Here is a 21,503-nt window from a genome sequence, read left to right as displayed (position 1 = left end):
TGCGAACTCATTTGCCGGCGGGCGATTCGCGGTATCGCGAGGGGATAACTCGGTTGCGATCGGCAGGAGCTCGAGCGCTTCCAACGTCGAAAGCCTGGCGTTCGGCTACAGCGCCCAAGCCCCCCAGAGTGCGGGTGTCGCACTCGGCAGTTTCTCGGCCACTGACGATCTACGGGATGTCGCCCCCGTGACCCTTAACGGGCACGCCTACTCCTTCGACCGTAACAGCGCTGTCGGTACGGTCAGCAGTGGCAGCTTGGCACGCTTACGCCAGTGGATTTTTGTAGCACCTGGCACGGTGAACGCCACAAGTACCGATGCCATTAACGGTGCCCAGTTGTTCTCGGGATATGAGGCGATCCGCCGTCTTGGAACACGTGAGACCACGGCCGGTGAATCGATGGCACAGGCCTTGGGAACCGGCCCGCTCGCCCAGGGCAATCGGATAGTACCGACACCTCTTGTACTGACCAGCCTTGCCACGGGAACACCGCCGCCCACCACGCTGTTGGGGGCTCTGGCGGCCTTGGACAAAGCGCACAACGTCACTGATGACCGCATGGGTGAAGTGTTCGATTCCGTCATGGACATCTCGGAAAAATCCCAGGTGTTGAGGGCGACCAGGAGGTTCTACTGGAACCCCCAGACGGGTGCGTATGACGCCGACAGGGACGCTGGCGTGCCCACGTCGATTATCAATATGGCTGCCGGCGTGGCGGTAACGGATGCTGTCAACAAAGGTCAGTTGGACAGCGTTGAAAGCAGCGCCTTGCGTGCACAACAGGCGGCCGGCACCGCCACTGCTGCTGTGGACAAGGCTCATCAGGTGTCGTTGGCGGCAAAGGATGCCGCCGACTCATCGTTGGCACAGGCCAACAATGCCTCCCAGGAGGCAGCGGGTGCCCTTGACGCCGCCAATCAAGCCCAGGGCAGCGCCGGTGCGGCGGCAAGCGCCGCCAGCAAGGCCGGTACGACCGCCGCCAACGCGCAAGCGGTAGCTGAGCGTGCCGACGTTGCTGCCGCAAGCGCTCAGCATTCGGCCCAGACCGCCCAAGGCGCCGCCACGCAGGCACACGCCAGCGCTACGACGGCGCAGGCTCTGGCCAGCGCGGCGCAAATCCGTGTCAAGGAAGTGGGAGATGTCGTGGACAAGGCTGCGGCTGCCGCGACAGCTGCCCTGCGCTCGGCTGATGTCGTCTCGGATGCGGTCACTTCGGCGCAGGCCGCTGCAGCGGATGCACAAGACCGGACGGACCAGGCTGCCACTGCGGCCTCAAGTGCACAGGAGAGGGCCGATGGTGCACAGCGCGCTGCGGATGCGGCCTTGCTTGTGGGCAGGGAGGCCGACGTGGCCGCTGAAACCGCGCAAGCCACTGCCGGCCAGACCCTGAACGCGGCGAACGCGGTACAGGATGCAGCGGCTGCCGCTCGTGAAATCGCCGATCGGGCTGCGGGGGTCGCGTCGACCGCCCAGGGTGCCGGTGAGGTCGCCAAGGACATGGCTGACAGAGCCCAGGACACGGCTGCGGGCGCACACAGCGCGGTCGACTCGGCGCAGGTTTCAGCCAACGCCGCACTGAACGCGGCGACCGCCGCCCAGACAACGGCAGCCACCGCCCGGCAAACAGCTGACACGGCAGGTGCAGCGGCCGTCACAGCGCAAACCGATGCGCAGAATGCCCAAGGGACCGCAAAAAACGCTCACGACACCGCCGCTTCTGCTCAAGACCTGGCCGATGTCGCCCAGCGTGATGCAGACAGCGCGTTGGGCGCGCTGGAAAACGCTCAGGCCACCACCGACGGGGCCCAAGGCACTGCCGACCTCGCGTTGTCTTCAGCCTTGCAGGCGCAGCGGTCTGCGGATGCCGCGCAAAACACTGCAGGCGCTGCGCAGGACTCGGCTGCCAGTGCGAATATCACTGCCATGGCCGCACGCAACAGCGCCGATACCGCATTGGGCGTCGCGTCGACAGCACGAGAAGCAGCCAGCGCTGCCGACACTACCGCCAGCCGGGCGCTGAGCCTCGCCACCGTCGCGCATGCTTCTGCGCAGGCGGCTCAAAGCCGTGCCGACACCGCTTCCGACGCGGCGTCCGGCACACAGCATGCCGCGCTGGAGACTCAAGCCAACGCTGAAGCTGCGTTGGGTGCGGCATCCACCGCTCAGACGGCTGCGCAGACCGCGCAGAGCGCCGCCGACCATGCGTTGCTGAGCGCCTCGCAGGTCAATCAGAAGGCCCTGGCTGCCCAGAGCCGCGCCAATGCGTCTCTGGATGCGGCAAACACGGCACAGCGTACGGCCGACACGGCCCACACCACAGCACAGCAAGCGAACAGCGCCAGCATCGATGCGATGAGTGTCGCCGTCGTAGCGCAGTCCGACGCCGACCAGGCGCAAGGCGTAGCGACGCAGGCAAGTCATCGAGCCGCTGCAGCACAAACGACAGCCGGCACGGCGTTGAGCGTCGCGTCGGTCGCTCAGCGAACGGCCGATAATGCCCAGGGCACTGCCAACGCCGCCCGGTCCACCGCTGATGTGGCTGCGATTCAGCTCGGCGGCCTGGACGGCGGGCAAACGGTGGTAGAGCGCCTGGACTCGGCGGTAAAAGCCGCTGCGGGCGTGGGTCGCGAGACCATCACTCGGCTGCTCGGAGGTGGCGCTACCGTGGACGCTGAAGGCCAGCCCACGGCACCTGGCTATAACATCCCCCTGATCGCAGCCGCTGGCAGTGCTCAGCCTGCAACCAGCCACGACAATGCAGGTGAGGCGCTGCACGCGGTGGCGGGCAATCTCTCCACGCTCAACGATGCCGTGCGTACCCAGGCCACTGAGCTGGACGCGTTGGTGGATAACATCCAGGGCCTGCGCGATGACACGTTGCAGTGGAGTGGTATCGACGGGGTCTACAACGCAGGCCGCAGTTCAGCCAGCGAGCCGGCCCGCATCGCCCGGTTGGCTTCCGGTAGCGCACAGGCTGATGCGGTGAACAAGGGCCAGTTGGATGACGTTGATCGCACGGCGGTGGCAGCCCAGAGTGTTGCCCTGGCTGGGAAAACCATGGCTGACCAGGCGCAAAGCGTAGCCGTCGGTGCGACAGGCGTCGCTGCCATTGCACAGAGCCGCGCGGAGGCGGCCAAGGGCAGTGCCGAGGCCGCACAATCCGCTGCTGCAACTGCCCGTGATGGCGCCGGCGCAGCGCACTCCAGTGCGACTCTTGCCGGCCAGGTCGCGGACCAGTCAGCCGCCAGGCTGCAAGGCATCGCCCAAGGCGAAACGGTTCTCGGGCACATCCAGGTCTCCGCTAAAGCACATGACCAGTTCCTGGCTACCGCCATGGGCGGCAGCGCGAACGTGAACGCCGACGGTTCGACGAGCCCTTCCACCTATGCAGTGACGCAGTCTGGCCAGAACGGTGCCGAGGCTCAGTTGATCAAGGTCGACTCCATCGGGCAGGCATTCGGTCTACTCGATGACCGTATGGTGGCTACCGACGACCAATCGAATGCCATCAATGCGCAAGCCGAGACACTGCGCAAACAAATGGACAGCGGTGAGGTGGGGCATGTCCGCCAGGATCCGGTCAGTCGTGACATACAGTTGGCCGGCATTGCTGATGGGGCCCAGGTCGACATCAGTGGCAGCCAAGGCTCGCGCACGGTGGGTGGCGTTGAGGACGGCGAGGTCAGTTCTACCAGCCTCGATGCCGTCAACGGGCGCCAACTGGAGGCAGTGAATCAGCAGGCCAGGCAATTGGGCCAGCAGTCTTCCGGCATTGCCGTGGATGCGAGCGAAGCCGGCGACAACGTATCCACGCGTCCGGATAGCCAATCGGTTGCGCTCGGGGCACAGACTCAGGCTGAAGGCGAGCGCAGTGTCGCCACCGGTGCTGGTGCCACTGCTCAGGCGAAACAGAGTACTGCGCTGGGTTCGCAAGCAGGCGCCAACGCGACAAATAGCGTGGCGCTGGGGGCTGGGTCCCAAGCCACACGTGCCAGTAGCGTGGCAGTCGGTGCGTATGGCGCCGAGCGTCAGATCAGCCATGCAGCCGAGGCTGTGCAAGGCACGGACGCTGTCAATTTCCGCCAGGCAACTCGGCTTTCGAACCAAGCCGCCAATCGGTCGCTAACTGAGGCCAACGACTATACCGACCGCCGCGTTGGCAGCCTGCGGCAGGACGTGTACGCCGGTATTGCGGCGGTGATGGCCACCGCCGGGTTACCGGTTGCGTCCTCGCCGGGCAAGTCGATGGTGGCAATGGCAACGGCTGTGTACGAAGGTGAGCCCGCTTTGGCCATCGGGTTGACGGCGCGCTCCAGGGGTGGGAAGTGGACCTATCGTGCGACAGGTGCGGGCACCGCGCAGGGAGATTTCGGACTTACGTTGGGGCTTGGTTATCATTGGTAGTGCACTAGTTGCCGATTGGGCACAGCGGTAGCTTCCGGCCAGTAGCTACCCGTCACGACGGGTGCTATCGACCCGAAGCGGCCGCTCATGAGTGGCTTCTGCCGTCCAAAAAACGGACTCCAAAAACGTCTACGAAACCCGGGGCGACTCAAGCTGCGAGCTACTCTGAACCTAAAAGCTTTCTAACCTCGGCGATGATCAAATCGATATTGAATGGCTTTGCCAATACCGCATCAAACAAATCTGACCTCTGCATACCGATATGTGCCTGAGCACCGCTCATCAAGATAATCGGTAAGTGGTTGGCGGAAGGGAGGGCTCGGACAGCTGTAGCGAATTCTAGGCCGTCCATGACCGGCATCATAAAGTCGGTAATGATCAATGCTGGCTGTTCTCTATTAAGAACTTCGAGTCCTTTTCGACCATTGCTAGCCGTCACCACCATGAACCCCTCATCCTCCAGCGCGAAGCAGAGAATATCAGCGATCAAATACTCGTCGTCGACGACCAGGATGGTGGTCATGTTAATTCAACCTACTCAAACGCTTAAGAAATTGAACCGGGCGATGAATCAGTGGGGACTGAGGGCTCATGTCTTGAAGCCTTTTTCAGGAAAACATCATGTTCACGAATGACGACCTCAAATCGAGAGGGATCGTAGGAGCTGTCTCTTACTTTAAGAATGGACAGCGTCCTGCTTAGTTCAGAGTGATTCTCAGAGAACCGCATCAACATTAGGTTGTCGACGATGCTGGACAGGTCAGAGTTTGGTGCACTTACCTCGGAGCCAAAAAGATCGCGCATTTCCCAGGACGCAAATACCGTAACGCCTCTGGAACGCAGCTCGTTCATCAGAGCGCTGAAGAAGTCAGTAATACGCGCCGGATTTGTTGAGACTCGTGTCATACCGCTAAGGCTGTCGATGAACAGGCGCTTAATGCCCTTTTCTTCAACGATACTCAGCAGTCGTGCGCCCAGACCATCCAGCAGGCCTTCAGTAGTCGGCTGCCAGGCAATGCTCAGGGCGCCGCTGTCTTCCATACCTTTGATATCTATACCCAGTGATTGGCCTTTGAGCCGCAACCGTTGTGGACTCTCGTAGAAGCCAAAATGCAGTCCCGGTGAATCCACCGTCGACTCTGCCAGAAATTTGAGACCCAGAGTCGTTTTACCAATCCCGGATGGGCCAATAACCAGAGACACACTGGAACTGTAAACGCCTCCGCCCAATATGTCGTCCAGTGAGCCAATGCCACTGGCAATACGCGTCATGTCGGCACTGTCTGGGGCGGACGGGTGGCTGTAAAGACTTTCGAGTCGAGGGTAAACCACCAATCCGTTGTCGTTAATCTCACATTCGTGAAGGCCTGTCATTGCCCCACTGCCGCGCGTTTTACGCAGTTGAATACGACGAACCGAGCGAGTGCCATATAGCTCTTCACCCATCTCAATCACGCCATCTACCATCGTATGCTCAGGGCTGCCGTCATCGAGTCGGGAACTGGTAAGAAACAGGACGGTGCAGCCCGCGAAAGCAGCGTGCCCTTGCAGCTCTGAAATGAATTTCTTGGTGTCGATGTGCGAATCGGCTTTTGAGCGCGCATTGAGCAAACCGTCTACCACCATCACCGTAGCTTTTTGGCGGCTTATCTCGCGCCGAAGCAGCTTTACTACCTCATCCAGACCTTCGTTCTCCAGGGTGTCAAAAGCACTGACAAATTGAATTTCGGCGCCGACTTTGGAAGAGTCGAAAAAGCTCAAAGTAGAAAGAAACTGAAAAAGACGGTCATGTGACTCGGCCAGTAGCGTGGCGACCAGAACTCGGCCTCCATTGTTCGCATGATGGAACCCAAGTTGGTTGGCGAGGATCGTTTTTCCAGACCCCGGGCGTCCTTGGATTATGTATGAGGCGCCTGCGACCAGCCCTCCCTTGAGCAGAGCGTCGAGCCCTTCGATTCCACTTTCGAGGCGTTTTAGCTTTTCCACGATGCGACCCTGATCTGAAAAAACAAGCTTTTTAAGCCGATTGAGGCGGAATGCTAACGCCATTTTCGCTCTGGGGCCATTCTCGCCTGAAGCATGGATGTCCAAGAGAGTTAGATGCCCCATTCCAGCCGCCTTTAACTGGCTTCTTCCCTCTAAAGTCGTGGTGAAATCAACCTTGTAGCAAATGACCCTATATTCTTGCAGTGATTCAATTGCAGTAACCAACCCCGAGCGTTTGCATACAACATGTAGGGCGGAAACCTTGGTGGGAGCTGCTTCTTGAAAGCAGTGAATACGCCCCCTAGTTCTTAGACAGTGAGCGACCGCTTCTGGCCGGTTAGCGACGGTCTGACGTCGACCGTCGCTATACATGGTCAAACCTCAGTCTGTTCCGCCATCTCTAGCGCGTCATCGACCTCAATCCCCAGGTATCGAACAGTGCTCTCCAGCTTCGTATGGCCGAGCAGCAACTGAACCGCCCGCAGGTTCTTCGTCCTGCGATATATCAGTGATGCCTTCGTACGTCGCATCGTGTGGGTGCCATACATGGCTGGATCAAGGCCCACGGCTTTCACCCAGCCTTTGACGATACGAGCGTATTGACGAGTAGATAGATGGTCTGAAGTATGCAGCCGGCTAGGAAACAGGCAGTCCTCGCTGCGTAGCTGGGCCCGATGTATCCAAGCCGCGAGAGCAGACCGTGTTTGCTCAGTGATCTCAAACTGCACAGGCCGCTGCGTTTTCTGCTGCATCACCATGGCTCGTGATGATACGTGCTCGCCATGAGCGACATCGCGCACGCGGAGCTTGGTTAAGTCGCAGGCTCGAAGCTTACTGTCGATGGCCAGATCGAAAAGAGCCAGATCTCGGGTTCTTTCCGCAATTTGAAGCCTTACTCGGATGGCCCAGATATCTCTCAGTCGGAGTGGTGTTTTCTGCCCGACCAGTTTTCCTTTGTTCCAGGGCTGACGGGCGCAGGTAGCAATGATGTTCATGACAAGTCCTCCACGTGGGGAAGGACAAGGATGGCTAATCAGAGCAACGGTCGCTAACCGGCCAAAAGCTGACGGTGGCTACAGGCAGAAATCGACCCAAAGCGAACCGTCGCGACAATCAAGTCTTGCCTTGCTGCCTGTTGACGGAGTAGGAGGTTGACGTAAAATCGCCGCCCCCAAAAATAGCGCGTATGGCGAGAAGGAGCTTAGATGCAGCGGGTGATGATTATTGGTCAACCTGGGTCGGGCAAAAGCACTTTGGCGCGTGAGCTTGGTCTGCGCACGGGCTTACCTGTCGTTCATATAGACACTATCCACTGGCAGCCAGGGTGGGTTGAACGAAGCCGGGACGAGAAAACGCGCCTTTGTTCCGAGGTCGAGGCTCGTGATCGATGGATATTCGAAGGCGGCCATTCCGTTACTTGGGAGAATCGGGTAGCGCGCGCAGATCTTTTGATATGGATTGATCGTTCGGCGACGCTTCGATTTTGGCGCGTGCTGCTAAGAACGCTGCTCCAGCGCGGCAACTCTCGGCCCGATTTGCCGGACAACTGCCCAGAACTGCTGGCGAATCTGCCAGAGTTTTTGAGATTTATGTGGCGGACGAAAAAAACAGCGCGAGCGAATATGCAGTGGCTGGTGGCGACGGCACCATCAACATGCCGCGTCGTTCGCCTGCGCTCTAATCGAGATACCAACGTGTTTCTTTCGAGCATTGGCTATTTGAGCGGTCAGATTCCACGAGATTGATCGACGGCTGACGGCTGCGGTATGGAAACTACCGATTGCGAGCGGCCGCTTCTGGCCGAAAGTCGCCATTGAGCGCAGCATGACCGGCGACTCACTCAACTGAAGGCAGCACTCGGCATCATAGTCGCTGAGCCGCTGCAGATGCCTACAACGCCTCAGCGAATCAAATGAGCTAGTCGAACAGCTTGTGCCACGCCCGACTTCAGCTACAAGGCACCTCCCGATCCATCAGCTTCCCCATCAACACCACCCCCAACTCACTAAGCTGGTGAATCGCCAACGCCACATCACGGTCTTTCCCGCTCAGCTCTTCCGACAGATCAAGCAGCAACGCGCTGACCGAGGCAAAGGTTTCGTAGCTATTGGTAATCAGGCTTTCACTGCTGGCATCCGCAGCCACACTGAACAGCGCACCCGACGGCGGGGTAGTTTTGGCGGAGGAGGGATTGAGGTAGTGATCCAAGGCGCGCTGGGCGGCCTGGTGGAGTTTGAGATCGGGAGTTCCCGGAGGATTCGGCGTTACCTTGAACATTGTTTGGATTCTCTATGTGGGCCGCCACCTTCTCGCTACTAAACGATTAGGGTGGCAGCTGTGCACAGGTTAGTAGACCGGGAATCCAAACAAAGACCGGCGCGCCCGAAGGCGCCCTGCGCACAGCCACCATCAAGCACAGACAGAGAAGTCTGATAGATGAAGCTCATGCACATTGCTCGGATAATCTAGGGCTACTAAACCCGATCACTGAGGTTTCAGCGACCGAGCAACCTTAGAGACGCCAACCCAGGTGCACAAGCCGGCGGATTCTGACGCAACTGTAGGCAATGGAGCAAGGTGCCGTGCTCACTGCCTCAAGCCACGGGACTGAAATCAATCAGTCCCGTTTTTCATACTCAGGCAGGCTGAGCCGCCAGGCTATTACTCACCTTGCGCCCCAACACCAGCACCGTCACAAACCCAGCGCCCACCAACGCCGTCGCCAGACTCAACAGCACCGAAGTGCCCATCTTGTCGACGATCTGCCCGCCAAAGAACGAGCCCACGGCAATGATCACCTGGAACAACGCCACGAACAGCGGCATACCACGTTCAACATCCTTGGGCGCAACCACGAACATCCAGATACTCGCGCACGCTGGGAAGGCGCCGAAGGCGAAGCCCCACAGGGCGATCAGCATCACGGCGCCGGTCATGCCGGTGGCGAAGTAGGGGAACAGGGCGGTGCTGGCGCCGATCATCAGGGCGACCAGCAGCAGGGTGTGGCGCACGCTGCGGTTGGCGGCGAAGCCGGCGAAGACGTTGCCCATCACGCCGGCCACACCGTAGAGCAGCAGCAGGGAACCAATGGTCGGGCCGTCGAAGCCGGAGCTGTTTTTGAAGAAGGGCGCGACGTAGGTGTAGGCGGCAAAGTGCGCCAGGCCGATCAGCAGTACGGCGATGAGGCCGACCCGGGCTTGTGGGTTGATGAACAGGGCCGGCAGGTCGCTGACGCGGATGGCTTTTTCCGGTTCGAGGCGGGGCAGCAGGAACATCTGTGCCAGCAGTACCGGTATGCCCACCAGTGCGGTGACGAGGAAGGTCATGCGCCAGCCCATCAGGCCGCTCAGCCAGGTGCCCACGGGCACGCCGAGGACGGTGGCCAGGGTCACGCCCATCATGATGATCGAGGTGGCTTTCGCGACGCCCACGCCCTTGGGCGCCAGGCGGCCGCTGAGGGCGATGGCCGTGGCCCAGAAGCCGCCGATGCTGATGCCCAGCAGGACGCGGCCGAACAGCAGCAGGCTGAAGTCGCTGGCGTAGGCCACCACCATGTTGGCGATGATCATGATCAGGGTCAGGCCGATCAGCAGGTAGCGGCGGTCCATGGCGCCAATGCCCACCGACAGCAACGGGGCGGCGAGGGCGGCCATGATGCCGGGCAGGGTGACCATCAGGCCGGCGTGGCCGGCGCTGATGCCGAGGTCGGCGGCGACGTCGTTGAGTACGCCCACCGGCAGGAATTCGCTGGTGACCAGGGCGAAGGCGCCCACGGCCACTGAGAGAATGGCCAGCCACTGTTGCAGGACGGTTTGTTGATTATGTTCGGGGAGGCCGCTAGGGGCCCGGCTTGCGCTTGGCATGGTGTCGGGTTCCGGGAGGAGATTTCGCCTGCGGACAGACGGGAGGGAGAAAGTGGAGGCGATTATAGGAAGGGGTTCTGTTAAGCCAATAGGCGACCATTTCGATAGTAATCATCAGTCCCATCGATAAGACGCCCTGAGCAGAGCGCTCGCGTGTGTGTAAACCCTCCGGATTTTCCATGGCCCGACTCCGCGCGTAATCCGGCCCGATCCCGCGCGCCAGAAAAAATCCCGCGCTGCATCCTGAACCTCGGCATGTCAGTGGTGCTGATGTGCAGCAGCGTTTCAAGACCTATCAAACAATAATAAAGAGGTGCTTATGCCCTTGCTCCATCGCCCTTCATCCCTGGTTGAACGCCGCGCGCTTAACGTGTTGCTGTGCGCTTCGACGCTCGCCCTGTCGTTGACCGCCAGCGCGGCCACCCCGAATCCCGCCAAGCCTTACCCCCATGCACAGGAGCCGATTGGCGATGTGCAGGCCATCTATGACGGCAGGCTCAGCGAGGAGCTGGCGGTGACGACCTTCCGTAACACGGACCGGTTGTTCCCCACGCGCACGATCAAGGCGGGCGGGCATCCGTTCCCGTTACCTCGCAGCAGCCAGCCACTCGGGCCGGTTGCCTTTGACTATAAGGGCAAGCGCTACAGCCTCGATGACTATGTGGCGATCAACAAGGTCACCGGGCTGTTGGTGCTCAAGGACGGCAAGATCGTTGATGAGCGTTATGAAAAAGGCAACACCGCCGAGACCCGGTGGATGTCGATGTCGGTGGCCAAATCCATTACTTCGACCCTGGTGGGCGCGGCCCTGCAGGACGGCGCCATCAAGAGCCTGGATGACAAGGTCACTCGCTATTTGCCGGCGTTGGCGGGCAGCGGTTATGACCAGGTGACGGTGCGCCAGATCCTGTCCATGCGTTCCGGGATCAAGTGGAACGAGCAATACACCGACCCGACCTCCGACGAACGCCACTTGATCAAACTGCGTAGCGAGCAAGTGCCCGGGTCGCTGCTCAAGTTTATGGCCAGCCTGCAAACCGCCGCGCCGCCGGGCACCCGCACCAACTACAGCACGGGTGAAACACAGGTGTTGGGGCAACTGGTGAGCGCTGCGGTGGGCAAGCCTTTGACGCAATACCTGAGCGAGAAAATCTGGGCGCCCTATGGCATGCAAACCGATGCCAAGTGGTGGCTGGACGGCACCCATGGCAATGAAGTGGGCGGCAGCGGCATCAGTGCGACGCTGGAGGATTACGGGCGGTTTGGGCAGTTCGTGCTGAGCGGTGGCAAGGCCGGTGGGCAGCAGGTATTGCCCAAGGACTGGTTGAGTTTTGCCAGCGCGACCACGGGGTCAGACGCGGCGTACGGTGACTTTGCGTCCATGTGGTGGCCGGGCTGGACCGACGCTTCCAAGGCGGATAAAGCCTTTACCGCGGCCGGTACGTTTGGGCAGTACGTGTACATCAACCCGACCAAGAATGTGGTGATTGTGGTGTGGCAGGCGCAGACCAAACCCACGGGTGGCAAGGTGATCGACGATATGTTTGCCTTTGACGCGGTAGCCAAAGCGCTTCAGTAACCGGTTTGCCCTCGCCATAAAGAGGACGCTCAACAGGCGACGGGTCTATTTGATTGAAAATAGACCCGTCCCTTTTTTTGTGGGTGTCGGTCCGTGGACAGGATGATGTCAAAACAGTAGCATTGTTGAGTGTGCGCTCATGGCAGCAGCGCTGAAGCAACGGTTGCTTGTGTCGAGTAACGTCGCGAATTAATCATTGAATATTGACTGGGAGGTCACATGAAGAAGTTACTCTTGAGCGGTTCTGTTGCCTTGCTGTTAACGGGATGTACCTTTACCGGGGCTTATGAAGTGACGCCTGGCGTCTACATGATCACGAGCCATGGCAGCATCTTTAATTCCAGGGAGGGGATGCTGGAGAACATAAACCAGAAAGCGGCCAAGGTGTGTGACGGTAAGCCTTATCATCTGGAAGGTGACACGGGCGCTAATATGGTTGTCAGCACGGCCACTCATATTGGCAGTACACCAACCACCATCCTGGGTCTGAAAGCGATTTGCGAGGGGTAGAGGAGATTCGATAAACCTCGTCCCAAAACCCTCACATCGCCGCCCGCAACGACCTTGGCGACAGCCCATAATGCGACTTGAACCGCACCGCAAACCTTGAAGCCGACGCATACCCGCACGCGTTGGAAATCTCCCCAATGGAGTCCCTGGAGGTTTGCAGCTGTTGCAAGGCAGCCCCCAGTCGCACGTTTTCCAGGATCGACCTGAAGCTCGTATCCTCATTGGCCAACTGCCGGCGCAGGGTCGACTCCCCCAGATTCAACTGCTGCGCAACGCTGGCCACGGTCCAGTCCCGAGACAGATTGCTGCCAATCAACCGCTGCACCCGCTCACTCAACGGATCATTGCGATCCATCAGCAACGGCCCCGCCTGGCCGGCCAGGCACAGGCACAGCAACACAGCTTCGCCATAGTGGGTGCACAAGGTCGCCGGGGCGCCGGTGTTCAGGGCGATCAGCAGGTGGTCCCAGGCTTGTCGGGTCTGTTTGTCGAGGCGCACGCACAGGTCTGTGTTCGTGTTGCCCTTGAACTGTGCGCCATACCGGGCGATGAAGCTACGCAACACCGGCACCGGAAACGACACCACGTCGGCGATGTAGTCACCCTGGGCACCGGGAAAGTTGGTTACGCCCAGCTCGCGCCCCGCCGGCAGCAAAATCAAATCCTGCGGGCCCGCGCGCATTTCGCGCGCGTCCCACTGCATCTGTTTTTGCCCTTGGCGCACGCGGCACAGGGCCGTCATGAAGATCGGCACGCGTTGCAGGGTGTGGTGTTGCCGGGCCCTGATCACGCAGCTTTCAATGATGCTTTCCCTGTGCCGTACACCTTCGTGAACATCCATCGTGACTAGCGTCCGTAAGGGGCCGTGATTGTGGCCTTGGCCAGGCTGTTGGCATTGAGCATGTAGCCGACCAGGGCGCCGCTGGACTGATTGTCGATCGGCAGCGTGTCGACTTTCAACGCCCATACGGTGAATTGATAGCGATGGGGTTTATCACCCACGGGCGGGCACGCGCCTCCGAAGCCGGGCTGGCCGTAATCCGTGCGTCCTTGCACGGCACCGGCCGGCAGGTGGGCGCCCACGTTACTCGGCAGTTGGGTGACGGTGGCGGGCAGGTTGACCACCGTCCAGTGCCACCAGCCGCTGCCGGTCGGGGCGTCGGGGTCGTAGACGGTGATGGCAAAGCTTTTGGTGCCCGCCGGGGCGTTGCTCCAGGACAGGGCAGGGGACGTGTTGCCGCCGTTGCAGCCGAAACCATTGAATTCTTGCAGGCGCGTCAGCGGGCGCTGGTCGGCGATGTCCGGGCTGCTGAGGGAGAAGCTGGCGGCGTGCCCGCTGGCGGCCATGATCAGGGTGATCGCAGGTGCAAGTGCTTTGAGTTTCATCGCGGTGGTGTCCAGGCGTGGGGTGAGGGTTAAGCCTAAACAGCGCCGGGATGCCGGACTGCGCCGAAGCGCTCAATGATTGTGCCGAAATGCTCTGTCGCACCCTCCTCAATGTTTATTAAGGAAAACAGGGCTTGTGTGGCGAGCGGGCTTGCCCCGCGTTGGGCTGCGAAGCGGCCCCACTGAGCGCCGCCGTGTTCTGTCAGGCACTACCCGGTAGCAGGTTTTGGGGCTGCTGCGCAGCCCAACGCGGGGCAAGCCCGCTCGCCACAGAGGCCGGTGCCACACATCACAAAACGACTACGGCTGAGCCCTCAGCGCCCGGATGATGAATGCATGCAGGCTGTTGACGGCTTTAGACCCGCGAGACGCCCGGCTACGCAGAATCGAAACTTCCATGGGTTGAATGTTTCCCAGGCCGTGCTCGCTCCCCAACACCTGAAGCGACTCCTGCACGGTGCACTGGGTGATCGCGGCAATCGCCAGCCCGCCCTCTACGGCGGCCACCTGGCCGGCAAGGCTGGAGCTGTTGTACACCACCTTGAATGCCCGCCCCCGTTGGGTGAGCGAGTTCACCGCGTAATGCCGGGCCAGGCTGGCGCTTTCGTAGACGGCGATGGGGATCGGGTCGCGTCGCCACAGTTCGAACTGGGGTGAACCGACCCAGACCATGGGCTCCTTGAACAGGAAGGTGCCGCTCTGGGGCGAATCCCTGGACACCAGCGCCAGGTCAAGGTCGCCGCTGCGCAACTGCGGGATCAGCGTGGTCGACTGTTCACAGGTGAGTTCGATTTCCACCCCGGCGTAGCGCGGCGAATAGCGCTTGAGCAGCGGCGTGAGGTACCGGGCCGCGTAGTCTTCCGCGACGCCCAGGCGGATGCGCCCGGTCAGTTCTTCACCGTGAAACGCCGCCTGGGTCTCGGCGTGCAGGGCGAGCATACGCCGGGCGTAGCTCAGCAGGGTCTGGCCGTCGGCGGTCAGTTGCAGGTGCCTGGGGCCTCGGCTCAACAACTGCCGCCCAAGGGCCGCCTCGAGTTTCTTCATCTGCATGCTGACGGCGGACTGCGAGCGGTTGACCTCGTGGGCGGCGCCCGACAGCGAGCCGGCGTCCACCACGGCCACAAAGCATTTGAGCCAATCAAGTTGCAAATCACTGGCCGGCATCGCGGTGACCTCTATTCGTTAATCGAATGGCTAAGGCCTGAATTATGCGCTTTTCATGAGGGTTTGTTCACCCGCAACATTCTGCCCAGAACCAACACCTACTGGATCGGACCATGCCCTTTGATACCTGGCTACTTTACGTGGTTACCTGCTTCGGCATCGCGGTGGTGCCAGGCCCCAATGCGTTATTGGCGCTGACCCATGGCGCCCTTCATGGCAGCCGCAAAACGCTGTTCACCATCACCGGCGGCGTGCTCGGGTTTGCGTTGGTGCTGGCGCTGTGTGCGTTGGGGTTGGGGGCGCTGATCCAGGCGTCGGCCAGTTTGTTCACTGCCCTGAAAGTTGCGGGTGGGCTGTATCTGATCTGGCTGGGCTTCGGGCTGTGGCGGGCGGCGCCGGTCAGCCTTGAGGCGACCGGCACAACCAGCTCGCGGGGCTGGCCGCTGTTCCGCCAAGGGCTGGTGTCGGCCATTTCGAACCCCAAGGCCTTGCTGCTGTTCACCGCGTTCATTCCACCGTTCCTGGACCCGCACCGGAACATCATCGCGCAGACGCTCACCATCGCCCTGACCTACGCCGTGGTGGAGTTCATCGTTGAGTATCTGGTGGCCAGCGCCGCGCACCGGGTCCGGCCCTGGCTGGCCAGAACCGGGCGCCGGTTCAATAAGGTGTGTGGCGGTTTTTTTGTGCTGTTCGGGGTGGCCCTGCCTATCCATGCCTGAGGGCGAATGCCCACCGCTCAAGGGTGCTCGATCACCATCACCGCGGTGGTGTCCGCCTCAAGCGCCTCAAACACATGGGGCGCGTTCGCCAGGTAGCTGATGTAGTCGCCGGCATGCAGCCGCACGGGCTCATTGGCCGGTCCGATGTTCGCGCTGCCGCTGCACAGCATCACATGTTCTACTGTGCCGGCAGGGTGGGGCTGAGACAGGCGCACCTCGCCAGGCTGCACCTTGAGCCGGTAGATATCGCGCCGCACGCCCGCCGGGCAATCCGCAAGCAGCGTCGCCGCGTAGTTGCCGGTTTCGGTATAGGTGGTCAGGCCTTCGTGGGCGCGAATCACCCGCAGATGCTGCCGGGGCTGCTCGAAGAACCGGGTCACCTGCAACCCCATCGCCGTGGCCAGCGACCACAGGGTTTCAATACTCGGGTTGCCGATCCCGGACTCCAGCTGTGACAAGGTCGACTTCGCCACCCCCGCGCGTTTCGCCAGTTCGGTCAACGAAAGCCCGGCGGCCTGGCGTTCGCGCTTGATCGACAGGGCCAGCAGGTCGATTCGACTCGGGTTGAGGTTGTTCGTTATGTCAGTCATTTGTTCTTCAAATCATCCTTAAAGGGTTGACGCTGTGTTGTCTGTTGTTCAGCATACCAATCATTCGTTCATTATAAAATCCGGTCCGTCGAATGATCTGGTACGTGTTCCACCTCTACACCTATTGGCCGTGGCTGCTCTGGCGCGCGCTGTCCTGCGACCTCGAAGGGTGGCGCAGCCTGCTCGTGGCAACCCAGTTGGCCCAACAACATTGCCTGCGGCTATTCTGCGGGCCGCTATGATTCCTTTTTGCCATCCGGCATGATCGGGCTATGATCGGCCCACATGAACCGGACGCCCGATGCCCCATGCCCGTTGACCTGCAAGCCCTCTATCCCAAACTGATCCACCTGATGCTGGATACGGTGTTCGTGGTCGACAGTGAAAACCAGATTGTCTTTGTCAGTGATGCCTGCGAAGCGTTGCTCGGTTACCGCGCTGATGAGCTGACCGGCACCCCGATCACGAACTACATGCACCCTGAAGACCTGGCGCGCACCCGGGCCTCGATCGTGCGGGTCATGAATGGCAAACCCCACGTCGACTTCCGCAACCGCTATATCCGCAAGGATGGCAGCGTCGTGCACATCCTGTGGGCGGCCTTCTGGTCCGAGGAAGTGGGGGCGCGGATCGGTGTTGCGCGGGACGTAACGGCCCTGACGCAGGCGGAGGAAGAGCTGCGTTTCCTCGCCCATCACGACCCGCTGACGGCCCTCACCAATCGCTCGCTGTTCAATGACCGGCTGGACGAGGCCCTGCAAGCGGCCCACCACCACAAAAGTCCTCTGGCCTTGCTGTTCCTGGACGTCAATGACTTCAAGGGCATCAATGATGTGCACGGGCATGCCGTGGGCGACCGCGTGCTCTGCGTGATTGCACGACGGCTGGAAGGGTGTGTGCGTGAGAGCGACCTGGTGGCCCGGATGGGCGGGGATGAATTCACCGTGCTGCTGACGGATATCCAGTCACCGGAAGCCGTGTCGGCGAAAGTGCAGCAGATACTTGCGGTGATGGCCCAGCCCCTGAGCGCTGAGTTTGGCGCGGTTAAGATGCCGTCCTGCAGTATCGGCGTAGCGTTTTACCCGGCGGATGGGGCAGATGCCGACAGCCTGCTCAGACACGCGGACGGCGAGATGTACCGGGTTAAGCGGCAGCGGTTTGCAGTGGAGTGACTCCAGGGCTCCCGAATCGTGTTCACTCAAGCCGTGAAGGTCTAACCGGCAAAGCTCGACAGCTCCCAGCTATGAATTAACGCTGCTGAAACGCGATTTTCAGCCCCAGGCCCATGAACAACGTACCAATGATTTTCCCCTCCCAACGGCGCAGCCTTGAAAGCCCCACCATCCATTGGCTCAACGGACGGATCGCCACCGAAATCAGGGTGGTGTACACCGCACTGAGCCCCGAGAAGATCAACCCCAGCACCGCGAATTGAGCCAGGGAAGAACCCGATTCCGGGTGAATGAATTGCGGCAGGAAGGCCAGGAAGAAAATCGCGGTTTTTGGGTTCAACACCTCCGCGCCCACCGCCTGGAAATACGCCTGGGTCGAGGTCACCGTGGGCAGGTCTTTGCGCGTGGTCGCACCCGGCTTGGCCATAAAGGCGCGTACGCCCAGGTAGATCAGGTAACAGGCGCCGACGACTTTCACCACGTTAAACGCCACGGCCGAGGTCATCAGGATTGCGGACAGGCCCAGTGCTGCGCACAGCGTGTGGATCAGGTCGCCCGAGGCAACGCCGAGTCCGGTGGCGATCCCGACCTTGCGCCCGCCCTGGAGGGTGCGGGTGATCACCAGCAATACGGCCGGGCCGGGGATCAGGAACAGGCCGATGACCACGGCGATATACGTCAGGATGGGGGCGAGGTCGAACATGCTGGGTTATCTCAAAGTTGTATGCGCCCTACAGTTATCCCTATCCAGGGCGTTAAAGCAATTCAACAAAGCTCTTCGCTGACCGCGTCGGTCCACATCGCACCCGGCACTGCCGCTGCGGGGTCAACCCGCTTGATCTCAGCCAGGCATCGATCAATCCTGCCGTCACGCAGATGCTCCTGGAAGAGGCACAGGCACTGCGCAAATTGCATCAAGGTAGCATTGATGAAAACACGTGCGTTATCGAAGTCATGGTTGAAGCAAACGACCTCGCGGCTTCGACGATCGATTGCCAAAACGTCCCCCGATCCGTTGTGCCCAAGTGGGAAATAGTCCTCGCTAAGCCCGTACACCGTCAGCCGGTGGGCGATTTGCGATGCGCTGTAGGCTTCAAAACTCAGGAAGGGGGCGGCGTCGCGCGGAAGTCCCTGTTTGAGCAGGAACTGCGAGTCTTGTGGCGCCAGGGCACTCACCTTGCCTGCCTCGTAGACGACAAATTCGCCAAGGCACAGGTCCAGTTCCGGCGGCACGAACGGCAGCGCCGCTATAAATCGTGCCTTGAAGTCAAACCCGGTCATGTTCTTTATTTCGCAAACGCATACTCCCCGCCCTGTTCCAGTGCCTTGCGATACGCAGGCCGTTCCTGGAACCGTTGCACCCACGCCGCCACATTCGGGTACGCCTGCAACTTGCCCTGGGCCCGGGCGATTTCGCCGATGAAGCTCATCTGGATATCCGCGCCGGTCAATTCCTCACCCACCAGGTACGGCGATCGCCCCAACGCGTTGTCCAGGTAACCCAGGTGATTGGCCACCTCGGACTCGATACGCGGATGCAGCGGCGCGCCGGCATCACCCAGGCGTCCGACATACAGGTTGAGCATCAGCGGCAGCATGGCCGAGCCTTCGGCGAAGTGCAGCCATTGCACGTATTTGTCGTACGTGGCGGTGGCAGGGTCGGGTTGCAGGTGACCGTGACCGTGGCGGCGAATCAGGTAGTCGATGATGGCGCCGGACTCGATGACCACCTGGGCTCCATCTTCAATCACCGGTGATTTGCCCAGGGCGTTGATGGCCTTGAGTTCAGGTGGCGCGAGGTTGGTTTTCGGGTCGCGCTGGTAGCGCTTGATCTCGTAGGGCAGGCCGAGTTCTTCGAGCAACCACAGGATGCGTTGCGAACGGGAGTTGTTGAGGTGGTGGACGATGATCATGGTGGCTCCGCTGGGCGAGAATAGGGGCGTATAGGCACAGACCGCTGTGGCGTTGTGGAGTGCCGTGAATTAAATGTGCTTCGATGACGGCATGAAAGATGGATAATCACCACGGCAAGCACTGATTACACACCGGATAGAAACCATGAATCGTCAAAAAAAACTACAGCAGCTGTTCAAGGCCAAGGCCAAAAAGGCCAGTGCCAAACTGGCGCCGGCCCGCAAGGACAAGTACATCAGTAAAGCAGACCGCCTGAAACTGGCGGCTGAATCTGCTGATGAGACGGTTGTTTCTTCTGAGAGCTGATCCAGAAGGCCTAAGCATCATCCGATAGGGAATCGACGGAAAAACCATGAACACTGCTCAACTCGCGATTCAGCACTACATACTCGCCAAGGACGGCAACCGCCCGCATTTGCTCAGCCGGGCGTTCGTTCCGGACGCGATCCTGGACATGGTGGTGCGCACCGGGTCCATCTCGTTTCCGCCCCACGTCGAAGGGGTGGACGGCATCGGCGATGTGCTGGTGAGGCGGTTCGGGCAGACCTTTGAAAACGTCTATACGTTTTGCCTGGGGGCGCCACCGGAGGCTGGGGCCAAAACCTATCAGTGCCAATGGCTGGTGGGCATGTCCGACAAGAGCTCCGGCGAAGCCCGGGTAGGGTGTGGTGTGTATGAATGGCAGTTCAATGCCGAAGCGGGGCTGGTCGAAAGGCTGACGATCACCATCGAGCATATGAAGACACTGCCGGCGTCAGACCTGGGGAGCGTGATGAGCTGGGTGTCCCGCCTGAGTTACCCATGGTGCAGCCCGCAAGCCGCCGTGAGCGAGGCCCCCGATATTGACGGGATTGGAGAGGTGCTCCAGTACTTTGCGGCCTTATGACTCGGTGTTGCACCGTAGGTCGAAATCCGCCCGTGCCTGTTCAATCTCCTCCAGATTGTTAGCCGCCCAGACCCACACGCCACAAAAGGTGGCACCCAGCGTAAAGCCGAGGGTTGTCAGGCTGTATTCAACCTTCGGCGGCACGACGGGGTAGACCTTGCGCACCACCAGGCCGTCCCTCTCCATTCCTCGCAAGGTCTGCGTCAGCATCTTCTGGCTGATGCCGCCGACTCGCTCACTCAAGCGCGTGAAGCGCAGCGGCGTCGTCTCGATCAAGGCTTCAAGAATCAGCATGGTCCATTTGTCCGCAACGCGGCCTATCAGGTCGGTCACCAGGGGCGCGATCCGTGGGTCCAGGTCCTTCGGGGGCGTTTGCCGGGCATAAAACTGGGCGGCGGCAATCTGCTCATCGGTAAAGCCAGGGTGTTTGTTCATCCGTTGGACACTCTCTTTCAGGTGCGTATAGATCTTTTGGGTGCCTACTTACTTAAGGCCAGTATATCCCTCAAGCTCGTTGCGTGTGACCCACCATTGGAGAGCGTCGATGAAGATGACCGGACGAACAGTGCTAGTGACGGGAGGTTCGAGTGGTATCGGGCTTGAACTTGCCCGCCAGCTTGTGGCACGAGGCAATACCGTGATCGTGACGGGCCGCGATCAGCACAGGCTGGACGAGGCGCGGAAACTACTGCCGAGTCTGCACACGTTTCAAAGCGACGTGCGCGACCCCGCCAGCATCCAAACGCTGTTTGCGGCAGTCACCGGTCAGTTCCCTGGGCTCGATACGCTGGTGAATAACGCGGGCGTGATGCGCAACATCAAGCTGGCCGGGGAGCGGGTGCTGGAGGACGTGACTGAAGAGATCGAGATCAACCTGAATGGCCCGATCCGGATGATCCAGCAGTTTCTTCCCTGGCTGCTCAAACACCCGCGCGGTTTGATTATTAACGTCTCGTCCGGGCTGGCGTTTGTGCCGTTTCCGGCGGCGCCCGTCTACAGTGCGTCCAAGTCGGCATTGCACGCTTACACCCAATGCCTGCGAGCACAGCTTCAGCACAGCGCCGTCACCGTGGTGGAGCTTGCCCCACCCGGCACCGAAACACCGCTGCTCAGGGCCGAGTTCGCGGAAGAAATGAAGAACGAAAAAGGCATGGACCCGGTGCTGATGGTGCAGCAATGCATCCGGCAAATCGAAGCCGGCCAACTGGAAATATGCCCGGGCCTGAGCAAGGTGCTGAAGGTGGCCAGCCGGGTTGCGCCTGGCCTGATATTCAAACAGATGACCAAGCTCAGCCGGCTGGCGCCGTTGCGGCCTTCAACATGATC

The 21,503-nt window shown here is 60.5% G+C and carries 22 protein-coding genes; 9 read left to right on the top strand and 13 right to left on the bottom strand.

The window, feature by feature from the left end; all coding sequences use genetic code 11:
• The first annotated feature begins 526 nt into the window (after window positions 1-526).
• Window positions 527-4,405 (top strand): YadA-like family protein, encoded by a 3,879-nt coding sequence (locus P3C29_RS17135; RefSeq protein WP_275964990.1) that lies wholly within the window; start codon window positions 527-529, stop codon window positions 4,403-4,405.
• Window positions 4,406-4,565: 160 nt separating this feature from the next.
• On the opposite strand, the gene P3C29_RS17130 is transcribed toward P3C29_RS17135, so the two are convergent.
• From P3C29_RS17130 to P3C29_RS17120, 3 genes are all read right to left on the bottom strand, one after another.
• Window positions 4,566-4,928 (bottom strand): response regulator, encoded by a 363-nt coding sequence (locus P3C29_RS17130; protein WP_122758059.1) that lies wholly within the window; start codon window positions 4,926-4,928, stop codon window positions 4,566-4,568.
• Window positions 4,929-4,951: 23 nt separating this feature from the next.
• Window positions 4,952-6,394, bottom strand: a complete 1,443-nt coding sequence (locus tag P3C29_RS17125; protein ID WP_275965013.1) for an ATPase domain-containing protein — start codon at window positions 6,392-6,394, stop codon at window positions 4,952-4,954.
• Window positions 6,395-6,765: 371 nt separating this feature from the next.
• A complete protein-coding gene (locus P3C29_RS17120; RefSeq protein ID WP_275964989.1) occupies window positions 6,766-7,386 on the bottom strand; it encodes a tyrosine-type recombinase/integrase in 621 nt (206 codons plus the stop codon).
• 210 nt (window positions 7,387-7,596) lie between these two features.
• On the opposite strand from P3C29_RS17120, the gene P3C29_RS17115 reads away from it, so the two are divergent.
• Window positions 7,597-8,136: an AAA family ATPase gene (locus P3C29_RS17115; RefSeq protein WP_275964988.1), complete on the top strand. Its 540-nt coding sequence runs from the start codon at window positions 7,597-7,599 to the stop codon at window positions 8,134-8,136.
• 202 nt (window positions 8,137-8,338) lie between these two features.
• Here P3C29_RS17115 and P3C29_RS17110 read toward each other — a convergent pair whose 3' ends face one another.
• Both P3C29_RS17110 and P3C29_RS17105 read right to left on the bottom strand, forming a co-directional pair.
• Window positions 8,339-8,668, bottom strand: a complete 330-nt coding sequence (locus P3C29_RS17110; protein ID WP_275964987.1) for a DUF6124 family protein — start codon at window positions 8,666-8,668, stop codon at window positions 8,339-8,341.
• Window positions 8,669-9,027: 359 nt separating this feature from the next.
• Window positions 9,028-10,254: an MFS transporter gene (locus P3C29_RS17105; RefSeq protein WP_201124600.1), complete on the bottom strand. Its 1,227-nt coding sequence runs from the start codon at window positions 10,252-10,254 to the stop codon at window positions 9,028-9,030.
• 319 nt (window positions 10,255-10,573) lie between these two features.
• Between P3C29_RS17105 and P3C29_RS17100 the strand changes: the two genes are divergently transcribed.
• Together P3C29_RS17100 and P3C29_RS17095 are read left to right on the top strand one after the other, a co-directional pair.
• Window positions 10,574-11,833: a serine hydrolase domain-containing protein gene (locus tag P3C29_RS17100; protein WP_275964986.1), complete on the top strand. Its 1,260-nt coding sequence runs from the start codon at window positions 10,574-10,576 to the stop codon at window positions 11,831-11,833.
• Between the two features lie 219 nt (window positions 11,834-12,052).
• Window positions 12,053-12,343 (top strand): hypothetical protein, encoded by a 291-nt coding sequence (locus P3C29_RS17095; RefSeq protein ID WP_169388925.1) that lies wholly within the window; start codon window positions 12,053-12,055, stop codon window positions 12,341-12,343.
• A 31-nt stretch (window positions 12,344-12,374) separates the two neighbouring features.
• Here the strand turns inward: P3C29_RS17095 and P3C29_RS17090 are convergent, their stop codons facing one another.
• From P3C29_RS17090 to P3C29_RS17080, 3 genes are all read right to left on the bottom strand, one after another.
• On the bottom strand, window positions 12,375-13,184 hold the full coding sequence (locus tag P3C29_RS17090) for an AraC family transcriptional regulator (protein WP_275964985.1): 810 nt from the start codon (window positions 13,182-13,184) through the stop codon (window positions 12,375-12,377).
• 5 nt (window positions 13,185-13,189) lie between these two features.
• Window positions 13,190-13,729, bottom strand: coding sequence for a kinase inhibitor (locus P3C29_RS17085; protein WP_275964984.1), 540 nt, complete (start codon window positions 13,727-13,729; stop codon window positions 13,190-13,192).
• 300 nt (window positions 13,730-14,029) lie between these two features.
• The gene (locus P3C29_RS17080; protein ID WP_169388923.1) at window positions 14,030-14,893 is read right to left on the bottom strand and encodes a LysR family transcriptional regulator; all 864 of its coding nucleotides are present in this window, start codon (window positions 14,891-14,893) and stop codon (window positions 14,030-14,032) included.
• Window positions 14,894-15,006: 113 nt separating this feature from the next.
• Between P3C29_RS17080 and P3C29_RS17075 the strand changes: the two genes are divergently transcribed.
• A complete protein-coding gene (locus P3C29_RS17075) occupies window positions 15,007-15,615 on the top strand; it encodes a LysE family translocator (protein WP_275964983.1) in 609 nt (202 codons plus the stop codon).
• Window positions 15,616-15,632: 17 nt separating this feature from the next.
• Here P3C29_RS17075 and P3C29_RS17070 read toward each other — a convergent pair whose 3' ends face one another.
• Window positions 15,633-16,205, bottom strand: a complete 573-nt coding sequence (locus P3C29_RS17070; RefSeq protein WP_275964982.1) for an XRE family transcriptional regulator — start codon at window positions 16,203-16,205, stop codon at window positions 15,633-15,635.
• 308 nt (window positions 16,206-16,513) lie between these two features.
• Here P3C29_RS17070 and P3C29_RS17065 point away from each other — a divergent pair, with 308 nt between their 5' ends.
• Entirely contained in the window at window positions 16,514-17,377 is an 864-nt protein-coding gene (locus tag P3C29_RS17065; protein ID WP_275964981.1) for a sensor domain-containing diguanylate cyclase, read from the top strand.
• Between the two features lie 76 nt (window positions 17,378-17,453).
• Here P3C29_RS17065 and P3C29_RS17060 read toward each other — a convergent pair whose 3' ends face one another.
• The 3 genes from P3C29_RS17060 to P3C29_RS17050 all read right to left on the bottom strand — a co-directional run bounded on the left by P3C29_RS17060 (window position 17,454) and on the right by P3C29_RS17050 (window position 19,290).
• Window positions 17,454-18,080: a LysE family translocator gene (locus P3C29_RS17060; protein WP_201124591.1), complete on the bottom strand. Its 627-nt coding sequence runs from the start codon at window positions 18,078-18,080 to the stop codon at window positions 17,454-17,456.
• 62 nt (window positions 18,081-18,142) lie between these two features.
• Complete coding sequence (locus tag P3C29_RS17055; protein WP_275964980.1) at window positions 18,143-18,658, bottom strand: SUKH-4 family immunity protein; 516 nt, start codon at window positions 18,656-18,658, stop codon at window positions 18,143-18,145.
• A 5-nt stretch (window positions 18,659-18,663) separates the two neighbouring features.
• Entirely contained in the window at window positions 18,664-19,290 is a 627-nt protein-coding gene (locus P3C29_RS17050; RefSeq protein WP_275964979.1) for a glutathione S-transferase, read from the bottom strand.
• 145 nt (window positions 19,291-19,435) lie between these two features.
• On the opposite strand from P3C29_RS17050, the gene P3C29_RS17045 reads away from it, so the two are divergent.
• The gene (locus P3C29_RS17045; protein WP_010172128.1) at window positions 19,436-19,597 is read left to right on the top strand and encodes a DUF2986 domain-containing protein; all 162 of its coding nucleotides are present in this window, start codon (window positions 19,436-19,438) and stop codon (window positions 19,595-19,597) included.
• 46 nt (window positions 19,598-19,643) lie between these two features.
• Window positions 19,644-20,177, top strand: coding sequence for a hypothetical protein (locus P3C29_RS17040; RefSeq protein WP_275964978.1), 534 nt, complete (start codon window positions 19,644-19,646; stop codon window positions 20,175-20,177).
• Here P3C29_RS17040 and P3C29_RS17035 read toward each other — a convergent pair.
• The gene (locus P3C29_RS17035; protein WP_275964977.1) at window positions 20,172-20,612 is read right to left on the bottom strand and encodes a helix-turn-helix domain-containing protein; all 441 of its coding nucleotides are present in this window, start codon (window positions 20,610-20,612) and stop codon (window positions 20,172-20,174) included. The genes P3C29_RS17040 and P3C29_RS17035 overlap by 6 nt on opposite strands.
• Window positions 20,613-20,721: 109 nt before the next feature.
• Between P3C29_RS17035 and P3C29_RS17030 the strand changes: the two genes are divergently transcribed.
• Complete coding sequence (locus P3C29_RS17030) at window positions 20,722-21,501, top strand: SDR family NAD(P)-dependent oxidoreductase (protein ID WP_275964976.1); 780 nt, start codon at window positions 20,722-20,724, stop codon at window positions 21,499-21,501.
• Window positions 21,502-21,503: the final 2 nt, after the last annotated feature.

It is taken from the genome of Pseudomonas sp. 1912-s (assembly GCF_029269205.1).
GTDB lineage: Bacteria > Pseudomonadota > Gammaproteobacteria > Pseudomonadales > Pseudomonadaceae > Aquipseudomonas.
The sequence above is the reverse complement of the archived record's forward strand: the minus strand, read 5'-3'. Positions and strand labels throughout refer to the sequence as shown.